Here is a 15,632-nt window from a genome sequence, read left to right on the forward strand (position 1 = left end):
TCTCCAAACGTTCTATTTCCTCTGCGTCATGACCTCAGGCATACTGCGGTCATGAATACGCTGCCAGACTTAAGCCAACTGACCCATGAACAACTGCTGGAATTTACCAGACAGTTGGCAATGCAGCATCAGTCTCTGGCACAATCAAATCAAGAATTAGAAAAATCAAACCAGCAATTGGATGCCAAAGTTCAACATCTTTCCATTCTCACGCAAAAATACGAGCATGAGCTCGCACTATTTAAACAGCACAAATTTGGCAGTAAAAACGAACATCTCACCGCAAAACAAATCCATCTGTGGGACGAAGCGGTTGAAGAGGATATCGCAGCAGTTGATTTGGAACTGGAGCGGCTGAATGCAGATAAAACCGATGCAGCGACAGAGAAAGCCACAGTCAACAAACCTAAACGTCGACTGCTGCCGGATCATCTACACACCATCCGTATTGAGCATGAACCTGCATCAACCCAATGCAGTTGTGGCTGCCAGTTACGTCGTATCGGCGAAGATATCAGTGAAAAACTGCATTTCAGACCGGCACAGTTCTATAAGGAACAGCATGTGCGTGGCAAATGGGTCTGTGATCAGTGTGACACCCTGACTCAGCAAGCGATGCCCGCCTATGTGATTGATAAAGGCATTGCTTCACCTGAACTGCTCAGCCATGTGCTGGTATCGAAGTATGCCGATCATTTGCCGCTGTACCGTCAGCGCCTGATCTATCAGCGGGCGGGCATTGATCTGTCCAGATCTACTTTATCTGACTGGATAGGTCGCTGCGGTGTAGAACTGGAGCCTCTGGCCAATGCCTTAAAAGAGGTGGTGCTGCAACAGCGGGTGATCCATGCCGATGAAACGCCGGTCACCATCATGCGGATGGGTGATGATGAGAAAAAACCGAAGAAAGGTTATGTCTGGGCCTATGCCACTACACAGTACAATCCAGTTCAAGCGGTGATCTATGACTTTCAGGATAGCCGTTCAGGTCAGCATGCAGAAGAGTTCCTGAATGGCTGGCAGGGCCATCTGGTCTGTGATGATTACAGTGGTTATAAAGCACGCTTTAAATCAGGCGATGTCATTGAGGTGGGCTGCATGGCGCATGCACGTCGTAAATTCCATGAGCTACATGTGACTGGGAAAAGTCAGATCGCTGAACAGGCATTACTGATGATTCAGAAACTGTATGCGATAGAAGCAGAACTCAGGAAAAAGACCGATAGTACAGCAGAACACCGCCGCGAATACCGACAACAGCACAGCCAACCGGTGATGCAACAACTGTATGAATGGCTCAACCAACATTATCTGACGGTGCCATCGAGTTCTCCAACCGCCAAGGCCATCAATTACAGTCTGAAGCGTTGGCCAGCCTTAAGCCGCTATCTGGATGATGGCAATCTACCCATTGACAATAACTGGGCAGAGAACTCAATGCGTCCCTGGGCATTGGGCCGTAAGAACTGGTTGTTTGCAGGTTCGCTGCGCAGTGGACAGCGAGCGGCAAATATCATGACTTTAATCCAGTCAGCAAAGCTGAATGGGTTGGATCCGTATGCCTATCTCAGTGATGTGCTGAAAAGGCTGCCGACGCATAAAGCGACCCAAATAGAAGAATTACTACCACATCGCTGGAAATCCAACTCAAATTAAAAAATAGGCATGGGGTTCAGCGGACGCTTACAAATGAAGTTATCTATTGGTTTAATCAATACCAAGATATAAAGCTTTCTTTTGAAAATACAAATAATCAGTTAAAAAAACTAAAAGAATCGAATGATTACTATAGAGAGATGTATGAAAAGCATAAAAAGCAAGTTGTTTTAGCTGAGTTAGAAATCAACCGCTTAAAAGAACTGTTAGACACTAAAGGTATTAACTCAGAACTACTTAAACATTAGTTTTAAAAAGAGGTCTCTATTTGGATAGATGGCTTTAAATCCTCATCAAGTAAAGCCCTCTTTTATACAAAAGGTCTACTTATACTGAGAATGGATAAGCAATTGCATCATGATATTGATAACCTTCAACTTCAAAATCATCTAATGTCACCCATGTTTCAATATCTTCAAGAGTCTTAATATTAGGATTGATATGAAGTTTTGGCGCTGGATAAGGTTCACGTTTAAGTTGAACATCACGCATAAGCTCTAACTGATCCTCATAAATATGTGCATTCACAATTTTATGATAAGCCTTTCCTGCTTTATGCCCTGTAATTTGGGCCATGAGGGCTAATAATGTGAAGACTTGAATTTGGTTAAAATTTTGACCCAATGGAACATCACATGAACGTTGTGATGATGTTAAATAAAGTGTATCTGCAACCAAAGAGAAGGTATGAGTATGCATACAAGGTCGTAAGCATCCCATTTCAAACTCGCCCGGATTATAGAAAGTCAAAATTTCACCACGATCATCAGTACCGTTTCTTAAGTCGTCGTAAATCTTACGAAGCTGGTCAAACTCTTTACCTTCAGAATTACGCCAATGGCGCCCTTGGACTCCATATACTCGCCCCATATCATCTTCACCTTTACGATGAGGGTTAGCTAACCAGACTCCATTTTCGTTAGCATTTGCATTCCAAGTATTACAGCCAATAGCCCTAAACTGAGCAGCATTATCATAACCACGTAGGTACCCTAATAATTCTGCAATTGCTGCTTTCCAATAACTTTTTCGAGTCGTAACCAAGGGAAATTCATTTGCCCCTACGTTGTACTCTAAATCAGCATTAATAACGGTTAAACAACGCTTTCCAGTTCGTTTATTTTCAACCCATACACCTTCATCAACTATGCGTTGACACAAATCTAGATACTGCTTCATTTAACCACCTTAATTTCACTTCCCTCTTAATAGGTCATCTATACCCATGAAATTATTAGATTAAGCTAGATTAATTCACTTTCGCTTCAAATCTTAAAAATTCAGGACTACAAATTATTCTATTACGAGGCTCTTTCTATTATAGAGTTTCTTCATCTAGTTCTACAAACTTGTTTCAATAGGGGTAAAATTCAATGCATGTACTTTTGGGTAACTCCAAATCAAGATATATTACTAACAATTAGTTTGGCTTTAAAAAGCTCATAAATGAGCTTTTATTTATTAAAAAACTTTTCTATAAGCCTCAGAGCGACACTAGCACTCATAAAGCTACAATAGTTGTGAAAATCATCATCTTTTGCTCTATCGGCTAAATCAGAAACAGATTTAATGCAAATAGCTTTCGTCGTTTGTCCATAGTGATTAGCGCAACTGTAATAAAGACCATAACATTCCATGTCTATAGCAGCCATTTTTCTGTGCTGACCTCTGAATACTTTTTGTATATCAGCAGAAGCAACAACTGAACTCCCAGAAACCATAGGCGCAGATACTAATTTAGGGTGATTCTGAGGTCTAAATTCCTTGTAATTTTCGTAGAAGGAACGCATTTCGCTATCAATTGTCTTAGCTATAGCAACTAATTCATAATCTGCCTCTTTGGCATCAGATGCAGATTGTAATGCCCCATCTTCTGTCCATTTTCCTGCTTGCCAATCCCAACTCTTATCAGCTACAACAACATCACCTACTGAAACTGCATCTGCAAACCCACCACATATACCAGTCATGATTAACACTCTCGGTTTGAAGCTTTTTAACACAACTTCCGTTGAATGTGTCGCTGCAATTGGTCCCATTTGATTGAGATGGGCACATGCAATTTTTAATGTTTTACCACTAACTAAATTCAATTGCCCTGTTTTATAGTTGATGTTTGATCCGAGTAGCTTTTCCTCTGAGAGACTAAGTGGCCAATTTTTATAAACAGCCTCTAATTCAGGTTTTCTTAGAGCATTTAAAATCACTACATCATAATTAAATGATGTATTCTCACTCTCCGTTCTTAATACTCGTTGCACAAACTGTTGAAGAGCATTTTTCCACTGCTCCTGATCTGGTGAGACGTGCAACACACTTGTAACTAACTCTCTAAACTGATCATCAACAGCATTAAGTGTTTCTTGACATGCTGTAACACCTAGAATATGTGTAGGAGTTGGAAAAACTCGATCTTCAACTATTTGTCTAAGCAGGTTAATGCTGCTATCAGCAGATGGTTTTGCCCCCCCTCGCGCTGGCAATAATACATCTATGAGCATTAAATCAAATTTATATTGATTTAATTTTCTACTTGCATCTGCAGCGTCTTTAGCAATCAATAAATCATTTTCATCTATTCCTTGCCCAATCAAAAATCGTCTAAGTTGATTAATTTTTAAGTCACAATCATCTATAAGTAGTACATGCATTATTTTTTAGCTACCAAATTAATTTTTTCTAAAACTTCAACCAAAGCAGTTTGCCATGGTCCATATTGTCCAGTGTAATGAATAACCCCTAAAAATCGTTGATCTAGCTCCTGTTCCAATATTTCTTGCAATCCTCTAGGATCACGTTTTTCTTTGATTTGAGGTAACGTGAATTCTTCATATTGAGTAAGAACAACACTATATGTATCTTCAGTTTCACTATCAATAAATCTCAAAACGTCTGCTCCACCAAAACCTAGTGGCCGACCTCCGCCCAATCGGTCTTTAGCGATATCAAATGTCGGAATTGACATATCTACTACAGCGAGCACAATTTCCCTATTCGATATTTCAGTAATTGCACTCGATAAAGATTCAACCGTTATTATCTGGACATCTGGACTTAATATCGATCTAAGAAATGATAGAATCGAGTTTAATTTTGGCTTATCGTCTTCAATAACTAGTACGTTTTTTTCATTATACATGAGCTTCGAAACGTCCTTCACGTTCAAAAAGTTGAATTGTTATCTGCACAAACCATCGCGAATTTTTTAAGCCAAAATCAAAAGGATTTGGACACTGTGTTTTTTTCACAGATCTGACAATTCTACGAAGTTTAGGAAAACCAGAACCTCCCTCCTTACTGACTAAGTGAATAGGCAAGGTATTAGCAATGTATTTCTCTTTTAAACGATCAATTTCACTCTGTGTTAATTCACGTAATTTATCCTCCGATAAATCACTATAGACTATTAAAGTTAACAGCTTATTTGAATCATTAAATTCAGTTTCAATGTCGATATTTTTCAAATCTGATCCGAGACCTGAATGCTTCCAAGCATTTTCAAAGATCACAAATAGACAATCTGTTATAACGGCTAGAGCTGTAGTTGTCAGAGAAATTTTAATAGTATCTTGATGGTGGAAATTTGCATCCAACGCTCTGTAAACATTTTGTGTTGCTGCTTGTGCAATATTAATAGCATCAGGTAACTGAAAATCTTCATCATCAGCATGATTCGGTAATCGGAACCAATCTGAAACAACATCGCATTGCGTCTGAGTATCAGTTGAAATCCGCTGAAGCATCGTTATCAGTGGCAATAAATCAGATCCAATGTTCAAACTTCTAAATTTAGAAATCAATCCATCAAATTCATTTTTAATTTTCTCTTTAAAATCATTGGTAATATACAAATTAATATCTTTTAGCCCTAAATCAACTAAAGATTTCCAAAACAAAAAGTAACAACTAGCAAGGAAGGCTGAGAATGATAAATTTGTTTCATCAAAATCATCCAACATACCCGTAATCACTTTCAAAAATTCCTTGTTAAACCAATATTTAAATGCTCCACGGGGTTTTTCTTTAGAATTAATTTGAACAAAATCATTTACTAACTCATCTACTAAAAATTTCACTTTTTTAGAGAAATCCTCAAGAATAGCTAAAATTTCCTCTAGAGTTAGATGATTAAATTCTAAACTGTCAGACCATTCATTAACGAACTCACGCTTAGATATATCACCTGAAAAATATAGCAGTCTTTTTTCTTCCAAAGGTCCAAGAATAGTACCCCTTAAACTACCATGTCTAATTCTTAAGCTTAGATAACAATCTAATCCATCTGTAGGATCAGTTAAAAAACGTTTATATAATCGATCAATAATATCTATTAACATTGCAGATGAAATACTTGGCTGACCATCCGATACATCTTGAAGTAATTGAAGATGCTTAGCATCCACTGAGAATTGACTGACAATATCATCTATAAAACGTGTACCAGAAGACGAGCTTTTCGTAGCAATCCAACGATTAAAATCAGTTAAAATTTCTGATTCTGCCCATCTATTGATTGCTGATTCATTAACAAAAACCCTTGTTTGATTAATTGTTTTTAAACCTTTTTGCAACGTCTGATCAAAGGTCAAATCTTTAATTTCATCAGTATATTTTGTAGCATTCTTTTTATCATTATCCCACTGTAGTAATAGTTGCAGAACCTCAATACGTTCTTGTCTAATTTTTTCTGTCGTATCTAAATCATCACAGAGTGAAAGATTTTCATCTACCCATACATTAAGGAAAAAGTGGATAATTATTTTCTTAAGATCTTCATTATTATAAAATAATTCATTAATATTCTCTCTAATACCATTAACAATTATAGAGCGACAAGCCATTTTACATATATATGCGATACCTTCATTATCCGTAAGCTGATATGTATAATGTGCAATTAGGCCAACTTTCAAAAAATCTAAATTTTTAAAAAATTTCCATTTTCTATTATCAAATATATCAGAAACCTTAAATTCATTTATGATACGAGGTGAATCAATCACCCATTCATTAATTAAATCAATTGCTTCAATTACTTGATTTTTTTCATTAAATATTGCCAACCTAAACTTAGCAACCTCTCTTGACCAAAAGCCACCAAAACTATCCAACTCATTTAATAAAATGTCCAATAATTCATATTGTGCCTTCGAAAATAAATAATCTGCTAACCATAGAAAAATGACATTTCTACTAACTTTATTATCTAGTTTACCTTCTACAAACCCAAGCACACTCTCGACTATTTCATTGTTTTCTTTAGAAAAATATTCTTTCAAAAGTTTTATACCAACATCAAAAGAGAATGTTGTTATATCTTCCAAAGTGAAATTACTACTGAATATGAAATGGTTAGGGCTTTGATTATACCCAATGTCATTAGACACAAAATGTACAGTTGAATTAAGTACAACTTGGCCTATATCTAAGTTTTTATAATTAACTGCAATCTTAAATAAATTATCAATCTCATCTTGAGCACCATTACCTTGATATACGCTGAATTATCAGGAGACTTTCCCTTGGGAGATTTTAGGCAGCCAACTTATAAAAGTCTTCGGCCATTTGATTTGGTGTCTTAAAACCCAAACCCTTTTGAATTCTTCGATGATTATAAAATAACTCAATGTATTTTATAATATCTGCTTTGGCTTCTTCTCTGGTTTGATAGTTGTAATGATGCACTAACTCATTTTTCAGTATTCCCCAAAAGCTTTCAATCGGTGCATTATCGTAACAGTCTCCGCGCTTGCTCATTGAACCTTGAAAACCATATTGCTCAAGTATATTTCGATATTCATGGCTGCAATATTGACTTCCTCTGTCTGAATGCACAATCAGTTCTTTGGTTGGTTTTTGATTGTGAATAGCCATATTTAGCGCATTACAAACAAGCTGTGTTGTCATGCGCTCATTTAAGCTATAGCCAACCACTTGCTTCGTGTAAAGGTCTTTTACCGCTGCTAAGTACAGCCATCCTTCAACAGTCCATATGTACGTAATATCACTTGACCATGCTTGATTTGGTCTAGTCATTGAGAATTGTTGCTCCAGCAGGTTTTCATAGATCGCTCGATTATGGTCACTATTCGTAGTCCTTTTAAAACGCTTGTGTCGCTTACAATACAGGTGGTTCAGCGCTTTTATCTGACGTACAGCGTACATACTCATTTTTATGCCCTGAGCTTGTAAGTATTTGGTTAATCGAATATAACCATAGCTCTGCCTTGTCTCCTCATGGGCTATTTTCACCAATATCGTCTGTTGATTTCGTTGAATCGTTCTTTTGCTCACGCCTCTCTTGAGCCAATCATAAAAACATGAAACTGAAACATGAAGTAATCGAGCCATTAAGGTAATTGGAAATGAATATCTTTTTTGTTTCATATAGGCGTACCTTACTGACTTTCTTTGGCAAAGTACGCTGCTGCCTTTTTTAAAAATTCACGTTCCATTTCAGCTATTTTGAGCTGTTGTTTGAGTTTTTTATTTTCTTCGAGTAGAGCGTTTAGATCAGGTGAATACTGTTTTGTACCTGCTAAAGTTCCAGCCTTTGCTTTGGTATTCCAATTTGAAAGAGTTTGCATTGAAATGCTAAGTTGTCTAGCTGTTTCCGAGACATTGCCTTGATTGGCTTCAATTAATTTGATGGCTTCAGCTTTAAATTCTGTGGTGTAAGTCTTGTATTTCTTGCTCATGGTAAACTCCTGATGAGTGTGTTTAGTTTACCAAGTTAAAACCTCCTGTTTTTTCAGCACACATCACCTTGATGCTCACATTTTTTTATTAAACTTTTAATATTACCTATTAAAGAATTATCATCTTCTAATTCTTCTACTGAACTGAAATTTAATGCTTTTAAAAAATCATTTTCTTTAATTTCAGTAAAAAAATTCACATCATCACTAATAATTAATTTCAAATATTTATTAAGTCTAGGATCATTAACTCCAGCTTCAATTAATTTTATTATAATTTTCCCAACATTAGGTTTTAAATGTTCTAAATCTTTACTAATTTGAACATAAAGAATAGCCTCAATAAAAATCTCATAATAATCAACTAATGATGATGTAATTTCTTTAGACAGCAATAATGGAAGATTTTCTTCTATGTTATTAATGGTGTTAAAAGCCCGATATTCTAAATATGGAATTACCCATGAATCCATACCTTTTAGCCGAGGAAATGAGTTTTGACACTTCCCATAGAATGCATAAAATGAAAAGGTTTCATCACAACGATCACTTAGAATTTCGTATATCAGACCGTTTATCTTTCTACCTGACGCACTAATTAACGGGCTTAACCATTGACTAAGGCTTTCCATTCCATGAAGACGATGGTCGATAATACATCTAAGTTCAATAGCCCAAAAAGTCCAGCCATGTTGATCAATAAATGAATCTATTAATTGTCTGGCTTCACAGAATTTATCTTCTAGAATTAAATTTTGTGTAGCATTCCTAATTTCTAAATATTGATTGAGACTATTTGCTTGTGATTCTAACCAATAAGCAGCCCAATACAGCTCGTTTTTTAATGATAAGGGCTCTAATCCAATAAAGTGCCCTACTAATTTTTCTGATTTATCTTTACCTAAACTCAGAAATACATTCGCATCATCATACCCAAAGATACGAAATTGCTTTATACACTCCTTATATTCAGCTATCGAAGCACTCTTTCTTAAATTGCTCAACGTTTCTAAAGGGGTTTTTCTAAGCGCTTGCCCCTTTCTAAAGGCAAGTTTAGCTTGAGATATCTTTATAGGTTTTTTTTTAGCCATATTGATTTATTAATTAAAAGTTTCACTAAATTTTATCATTTTTTTCATAAACTTAATATTCATATAACTATGAAATAGAAAATCCACAATTGCTGTTTTAATGGATGTAAAATGATCTGATATAACTCCTCTAGCCAATCTCAACGAGATCTTAAATAAGATTTTATATCTGACATGAAATTACAGGTTTAATCTCTAATGACTGCATACCTGCTCTACTACTTAGAAAAGACCACTATCTGTAGCTCAAAAGTTTTTAAATCTTTTTTTGCGTAGCTGTACTTTTGATGTGGAATACAACGAATTATTATTTCGTGCTGACAACCTTCATTTTCAATCAATTCTGATCTTTTATTAATCGATGTATATCTATAATTAAAAGTAGAACTATCTAATTCAATATATCCACTTTTTTGTAGACGTCTAAATATCTGATACGTTTTATGATAAAAACAGTTCGATCTAAATTCTGGATAGGCATTAACAAACATCTTCCTAACATCTTTAAATTCTTCTGATCTAAAGCTTGTATTTGTCAAGAATTCAACGAAACATTCATTAAGAGATTGAGTTAAACACATAAAAAGTATACCACTATAATATAAAAATATCCCATTTTGGGATATTAAACATAATAGTACAACATCTTGAGCTATGAGCTCAATACACGATCCTAGATACAGAAAGTTGATACATGACCTTATTGCTATACGTGAGTCAAAAAAAATAACTCAGGTAGAACTAGCTTCGTCTTTAAAGAAACCTCAATCTTACATAGCAAAAGTAGAAAATTTTGACAGAAGATTAGATGTACTAGAGCTGAATGATTGGCTAAATGCGTTAGGTTTATCTATAATTAGTTTTTTAGAAGATAGTTTATTAAGTGACACCTAGAACTAAGGTTAAAATTTAATTTACATTTTCTAATTGATGGTTAAGGTTCCTAACTGTGCAAAATACAAAATGCACAGTCAAGTTTTTATACTAACCACCAACAAATGAAGCATATTGTGCATAAGATTGGGGGTATAAATTTCCTTGGCGTTCCATTTAATATTGCCAGCTATGCCCTGCTGACTCATATGATTGCGCAGGTGTGTGATCTGGATGTAGGCGATTTTGTCTGGACGGGTGGTGATACGCATTTATATGCCAATCATTTTGAACAGGCTAAACTTCAATTGAGTCGTGAGCCTTTAGGCCTGTGCCAGTTAAAACTGAATCCTGAAGTTAAAGACCTGTTTGATTTCAAATTCGAGGATATTGAAATTGTGGGTTATGAATCACATCCAGGAATTAAAGCGCCAGTTGCAGTTTAATTCCTGTTAAACCCCGGAAAATATTCAAATCCCACTTTGCTTAAAGTGGGATTTTGCATTTTAATAGCAATAATTTTTATCTGTTTTTGAGTATGGGTATGGCATTTCAGGATTTAGAAGTCGTTCATGTCGTGGCAATGGATCAGCAGCGCTGTATTGGTAAGGACAATGACCTGCCTTGGCATATCTCAGCAGATCTCAAGCACTTTAAGGAAATCACTCAAGGCGGCGTAATTGTCATGGGCCGTAAAACGCTTGAGTCGATGGGCCGTGCGCTGCCTAAACGTGTGAACTGGGTGATTACCCGCGATCCTGACTGGTCCTTTGAAGGCGTCAAAGTCGCGCATACGATTGAAGATGCCTTGACTCAAGCCGTGGCCGATGTGCAGGCTTCAGAAAAACCGAATGCTATTTTTATCATTGGCGGCGGTGAAATCTTTAAACAGACTCTGGAGATCGCTGATCGTCTGGAACTGACCCATGTTGAACTGGATGTACAGGGTCATGCCTACTATCCGGAAATTCCGGCCGAGTTCAAAAAAGTTGCGTCAGAACAACATATCGATGACAAAACCGGTATTGCATTTGAGTTCGCAACATACAGAAAATAAAGCCTATTTTCTATAAAAGATCGAACATGCAAGGACAAGACAATTCAGAAAAGCATTGGAGCCTGTGGTTATTAGGGAGTCTGTTTAGTGTATTTGTCCTGTGTTCAAGCCTTTGGCTGAGCCTGATGCTCTGGGTACAACAACCCTTGGGCAAAATTGGCAGCATCATTCTGGTTGGTCTCTGGCTTGTGTTTGCCTGTGTGGTCTTGGGCATTTATTTCACCAAGCATCTGATTTCCCGACAGGTGGATACAGTGCTTTATTTGCTGGCCTTTCTGTTCAGCTTACTGGCTTATTTAAGCATGGAGCCTCGTCAGGATCGTGACTGGAATCCTGAAGTTTCCCGACTGCTCTCCTATGAGCAGCAAGGCAATCAAGTCACCTTGCACAATATCCGTAATTTTGACTGGCAAGCAGAGGGGCAATATACCGAACGCTGGGAAAGCCGGAGTTTTGACCTGAACGACATTACCGGAGTAAACATCATTACCTCTTACTGGATGGGGCCTAAAATTGCCCATACGCTGGTCAGTTTTGATTTTGCCAATCAGAAACCACTCGTCTTCTCGATCGAAATTCGCAAAGAAAAGGATGAGAAATTTTCTGCCATTGGCGGCTTCTTCCGAAAATATGAACTAAGTCTGGTCGCCTCAGATGAGAAAGATATTGTATATACGCGTAGCAATATTCGTGGCGAGCAGGTCTACTTTTTTCCGGTAAAAATGCCGCAAGCAGAAGCTCAAGCCCTATTTAAAGAATATCTGCGTAAGGCTGATGAACTGGCCAAAGAGCCTAAATGGTATAACACCCTGAGCAGTAACTGCACGACTCTGGTCTTTGATATGGCTCAGGCAGTATCTCAACAACAGCTTCCTTCAGATTACCGCTTGCTGGCTTCTGGGTATTTACCTGATTATTTATATGATTTAAAAGCGCTAGATCAACGCTGGGATATACAAACCTGGTATCAGCGTGCACACGTTAATCCACGAGTTAGAGATACCGGTCAGATCTCCAGTCAGGAGTATTCACAACGCCTGCGTCAAGGCCTACCTGAGTCGAATTCCAGATAATTTTCCAAGTTATCTAACTTAAAGAAAGATACAAAATCAACTGGCATATATTTAATTTTTTTGTTTATATACAAATAGCTAACTCAGAATTAGAGTCTCTCTCATGCTAAAAAAATTAACAGCAATCATGATTTTAGGTTCAGTCTTTGCAATGTCGGGTTGTGAAACTGTACCTAGTACCTCATCAGTCAAAACTGAAAATAATTTACAGCTCCTGCAAAATCGTACCTGGATTGTGAACCAGATTGGTAATACCGAAATTACTACAGCACCGACAGCACGCAATATTCCAAGTCTGCAATTCGATGCAGTGACTCAACGCGTGTCTGGCGCAGATGGCTGTAACCGTATCATGGGCAGCTACACTGCCGGTAAAGATACTCTCAACTTAAGCCAGATGGCGAGTACCGAAATGGCTTGTCTGGATAATGACGGTCTGGATCAAAAATTTAAGGAGGCACTGAGCAAAGTGACCCATTATCAGGTCTACGGTAAAACCCTGAAATTAATGGACCGTCATGGCAATTTACTCATTCAGTTAGAAAGTGCAGTACAGCCTCGCTAAGTTTTGACTACAAAAAGCCTGTGTCGTGCAGGCTTTATATCTTTCATACTCATATGAACATTCAATAATCAGCACTCTACAATGATGAGGACTTAACCATGCAACAAGCACTATTTGGTGGTGGATGTTTTTGGTGTACCGAAGCAGTATTTTTACAGCTTCAGGGCGTACAGAAGGTCGTCAGTGGCTATGCGGGCGGACAAAATCCTAATCCGACCTATGAGCAAGTCTGTGGCGGTGATACCAATCATGCCGAAGTGATCCTGATCGATTTTGATGAAAATCAGATTACGTATAGTCAGTTGCTCGAAGTTTTTTTCGCAACCCATGATCCAACGACATTAAACCGTCAGGGCAATGATGTCGGCACGCAATATCGTTCTGTGATTTATTATTTTAATGATGAGCAAAAAGAAACTGCACAGCTCACAATAGATTCATTAAAAGCTGAAGGGCTGAATATTGTGACTGAACTTAGCCCTGCACCGACTTTCTATCCTGCCGAAGAATATCATCAGAATTTCTTTGCCAAGAATCCGAATCAGGGTTACTGTAATTTTGCGATTCCGCCCAAGCTGAATAAATTACAACACAAGTTTATGACGCTGCTTAAAACTCATTAGACTGGATTCTGCTTGATCATATGCCCTATTAAATTAAGGCAATAAAAAAGCGACTGAGATCAGTCGCTTTTTTATTTGAGAGCAAAAAATTAATTATCGGTTGCAAAGGCAATATCGCTGAGTCCGGCTCCACTCGCGCGTGACATCACTTGAGCAACAGTGTCATAACGTGATTCTTTATCTGCTTTCAATACGATGGTCGGTTGACGCTGTGCCTGGCTCGCCTCATTGAAACGGGTTTCAAGTTGATCCAGGGTCAGTACATCGCCATTCCACGCTACATCACCTTTGGCATTGATGCTAATGGTGACATTTTCAGGTGGTAGGTCAATAATTTCTGCAGTGGTTTGCGGCAAAGTTAATGGAATTGATGGGTTCGCAACGGTCGCTGTCACCAGAAAGATGATCATCAATACCAACATGATGTCGATCAAAGGAATGAGGTTCATCTCATTCATGCCTGTATCGTTGTCTTCACCCAATTGAAAAGCCATTAAGCTTGACCTCCAACTAAACTGTCTTGTGCTACTTTTGCATCAGCCTTCTTTGCAGAAGAATCCTGTTGCAACATGGTATCAATCAATAAGCTATGCGCATGGTCTTGCAATTCATTGCTTAAAGTACGGTTAACACGTACACAGATGTTATATGCAAGTACTGCAGGAATTGCCACAGCCAGACCCAGACCGGTCATGATTAGCGCTTCACCCACTGGAGTCGCTACTTGTGCCAGACCTGCCTGACCACTCTTACCCACGGCAACCAGTGCGTGAAAGATCCCCCATACTGTACCGAATAGACCGACAAAGGGTGAAATTGAAGCGATGGTACCTAGGACGGATACACCTTTTTCTGCATTGCCTTTTTCTAATGCGATCTGACGCAATAAAGCCTGCTCAGCTACAGCTTTACGTTGTTCAAATGCCAAAGGAGTCATTTTATTTTTCAATTGTCCTAATGCTTTAGATAATTGAGCATAGGCAATCTGTTTAAGTTGGCGAGTGCCCATTAAACGCAGCACAAAAATGGTCCATGTCGCAATCGACATTGCCAATAACACGAAATACAGTGTCTTACTGACTGCATCAGCATGTTGCCAATAAACTGAAAAGTTCATATTCGAACTCCTAATGGGTTAGCCGTTATTTGGTAATCTGAAAATCGAAAGGCTGTTCCACTCGGGTTGGATAAGCCACACCATTTTCAATATATTTGGTCAGTTGTGCACGACGTACCGCTGATTCAACTTTGCGCGTAACGGCCGGACTACAACTCGAATTTCGTGCGGTCGCAGAGACCACTTTCCCCTGCTCATTTGCAGATACATCCACCATCAATGAACAGGCTGATTTTAACTCTCCTGCCGAGAGCGACACTTTTGGTGCACGCTGCCACGATACGCCGCCGCCAATTGCAACACTTTTTGGTGCTGGCGGAGCAGGTGGAGCCGGCGGTGCGACAGGTGCTGGTGGCGCAACCGGCACAGGTGCAGGTGCTACTTTTTTAGTTTCAGTCACGACCGCAGGAACCACTGGGCTTGGTGCCGGTTTGGCTTCAACTGGCGGTGCAGTAACAGGTTTAGGCGTTTCTGCTTTCTTCACCTGCTCAATTTTTTCTACTTTTTTGGGTGGCGGTGGCAGCGGTTTTTCTACAATTTTAACTTCTTTCGGCTTTGTTGGCTCTTGTTTAGGCTCTGGCGGCTTTGGCTTCGGTAGTAAAGGTTTTGGTGCTTCCTGAAGTTTGACGAAACGGACTTTTAGAGGCTCTTTATCGACTGGTTTCAGTTCAGGTGCTTTCATCTGGCTGACTGCCCATAAAAGACCCACGTGTCCAACCAGAACCGCCGCCAGAATAGAAACGACTTTCTTTTTCATCTGATTTGACGGTGGTGGTGTCATGGGAGCAGCAACTTGACTCATTAAATCTATTTACCTCGAAGAGATGATACGAAACAAACTATCAAGCTCATCGGTTAGCACAATTAAAGTACGCCAAT

At 38.4% G+C, this 15,632-nt stretch carries 16 protein-coding genes; 7 read left to right on the top strand and 9 right to left on the bottom strand.

Features of this window, described 5'->3' with window-relative positions; all coding sequences use genetic code 11:
- The first annotated feature begins 51 nt into the window (after positions 1 to 51).
- Positions 52 to 1,656 carry an IS66 family transposase gene (gene tnpC, locus F897_RS00740; protein WP_004733110.1) on the top strand — a complete coding sequence of 535 codons (1,605 nt, stop codon included), beginning with the start codon at positions 52 to 54 and terminating at the stop codon, positions 1,654 to 1,656.
- Positions 1,657 to 1,983: 327 nt separating this feature from the next.
- Here tnpC and F897_RS00750 read toward each other — a convergent pair whose 3' ends face one another.
- From F897_RS00750 to F897_RS00780, 6 genes are all read right to left on the bottom strand, one after another.
- Positions 1,984 to 2,835 carry a thymidylate synthase gene (locus F897_RS00750; RefSeq protein WP_005232276.1) on the bottom strand — a complete coding sequence of 284 codons (852 nt, stop codon included), beginning with the start codon at positions 2,833 to 2,835 and terminating at the stop codon, positions 1,984 to 1,986.
- Positions 2,836 to 3,110: 275 nt separating this feature from the next.
- Complete coding sequence (locus F897_RS00755; protein WP_005232277.1) at positions 3,111 to 4,307, bottom strand: phosphorylase family protein; 1,197 nt, start codon at positions 4,305 to 4,307, stop codon at positions 3,111 to 3,113.
- Positions 4,307 to 4,795, bottom strand: a complete 489-nt coding sequence (locus tag F897_RS00760; RefSeq protein ID WP_005232280.1) for a hypothetical protein — start codon at positions 4,793 to 4,795, stop codon at positions 4,307 to 4,309. The genes F897_RS00755 and F897_RS00760 overlap by 1 nt, the downstream gene beginning before the upstream one ends.
- Positions 4,788 to 7,043 carry a hypothetical protein gene (locus tag F897_RS00765; protein WP_034580296.1) on the bottom strand — a complete coding sequence of 752 codons (2,256 nt, stop codon included), beginning with the start codon at positions 7,041 to 7,043 and terminating at the stop codon, positions 4,788 to 4,790. The genes F897_RS00760 and F897_RS00765 overlap by 8 nt, the downstream gene beginning before the upstream one ends.
- 145 nt (positions 7,044 to 7,188) lie before the next feature.
- Positions 7,189 to 8,354 (bottom strand): IS3-like element ISAba22 family transposase gene (locus F897_RS00770; RefSeq protein WP_087748731.1). Its coding sequence is split into 2 segments (ribosomal slippage): positions 7,189 to 8,096 and positions 8,096 to 8,354, totalling 1,167 coding nucleotides; the frame shifts between segments, so codons are not numbered across the junction.
- Between the two features lie 53 nt (positions 8,355 to 8,407).
- Positions 8,408 to 9,445: a hypothetical protein gene (locus F897_RS00780; RefSeq protein WP_005232283.1), complete on the bottom strand. Its 1,038-nt coding sequence runs from the start codon at positions 9,443 to 9,445 to the stop codon at positions 8,408 to 8,410.
- Between the two features lie 654 nt (positions 9,446 to 10,099).
- On the opposite strand from F897_RS00780, the gene F897_RS00790 reads away from it, so the two are divergent.
- From F897_RS00790 to msrA, 6 genes are all read left to right on the top strand, one after another.
- Positions 10,100 to 10,339: a helix-turn-helix domain-containing protein gene (locus tag F897_RS00790; protein WP_023188500.1), complete on the top strand. Its 240-nt coding sequence runs from the start codon at positions 10,100 to 10,102 to the stop codon at positions 10,337 to 10,339.
- 62 nt (positions 10,340 to 10,401) lie between these two features.
- On the top strand, positions 10,402 to 10,764 hold the full coding sequence (gene thyA / locus F897_RS00795; protein ID WP_265596761.1) for a thymidylate synthase: 363 nt from the start codon (positions 10,402 to 10,404) through the stop codon (positions 10,762 to 10,764).
- A 98-nt stretch (positions 10,765 to 10,862) separates the two neighbouring features.
- Positions 10,863 to 11,375, top strand: coding sequence for a trimethoprim-resistant dihydrofolate reductase DfrA40 (gene dfrA40 / locus F897_RS00800; protein WP_005232285.1), 513 nt, complete (start codon positions 10,863 to 10,865; stop codon positions 11,373 to 11,375).
- A gap of 26 nt (positions 11,376 to 11,401) precedes the next feature.
- Positions 11,402 to 12,448 carry an Lnb N-terminal periplasmic domain-containing protein gene (locus tag F897_RS00805; protein WP_005232289.1) on the top strand — a complete coding sequence of 349 codons (1,047 nt, stop codon included), beginning with the start codon at positions 11,402 to 11,404 and terminating at the stop codon, positions 12,446 to 12,448.
- A 103-nt stretch (positions 12,449 to 12,551) separates the two neighbouring features.
- Complete coding sequence (locus F897_RS00810; RefSeq protein WP_005232292.1) at positions 12,552 to 13,013, top strand: META domain-containing protein; 462 nt, start codon at positions 12,552 to 12,554, stop codon at positions 13,011 to 13,013.
- Positions 13,014 to 13,111: 98 nt separating this feature from the next.
- Complete coding sequence (gene msrA, locus F897_RS00815; protein WP_004781907.1) at positions 13,112 to 13,636, top strand: peptide-methionine (S)-S-oxide reductase MsrA; 525 nt, start codon at positions 13,112 to 13,114, stop codon at positions 13,634 to 13,636.
- Positions 13,637 to 13,725: 89 nt separating this feature from the next.
- Here msrA and F897_RS00820 read toward each other — a convergent pair whose 3' ends face one another.
- The 3 genes from F897_RS00820 to F897_RS00830 are packed head-to-tail and all read right to left on the bottom strand — an operon-like array spanning position 13,726 to position 15,555.
- Positions 13,726 to 14,130, bottom strand: coding sequence for an ExbD/TolR family protein (locus F897_RS00820; protein ID WP_004781905.1), 405 nt, complete (start codon positions 14,128 to 14,130; stop codon positions 13,726 to 13,728).
- Positions 14,130 to 14,753, bottom strand: a complete 624-nt coding sequence (locus F897_RS00825; RefSeq protein WP_004781903.1) for a MotA/TolQ/ExbB proton channel family protein — start codon at positions 14,751 to 14,753, stop codon at positions 14,130 to 14,132. Before F897_RS00825 ends, F897_RS00820 begins: the two co-directional genes overlap by 1 nt.
- Positions 14,754 to 14,778: 25 nt before the next feature.
- Positions 14,779 to 15,555, bottom strand: a complete 777-nt coding sequence (locus F897_RS00830; protein WP_005232296.1) for a hypothetical protein — start codon at positions 15,553 to 15,555, stop codon at positions 14,779 to 14,781.
- Positions 15,556 to 15,632 lie beyond the last annotated feature (77 nt).

The organism is Acinetobacter variabilis (assembly GCF_000369625.1).
In the GTDB taxonomy this organism is placed as follows: Bacteria; Pseudomonadota; Gammaproteobacteria; order Pseudomonadales; family Moraxellaceae; genus Acinetobacter; species Acinetobacter variabilis.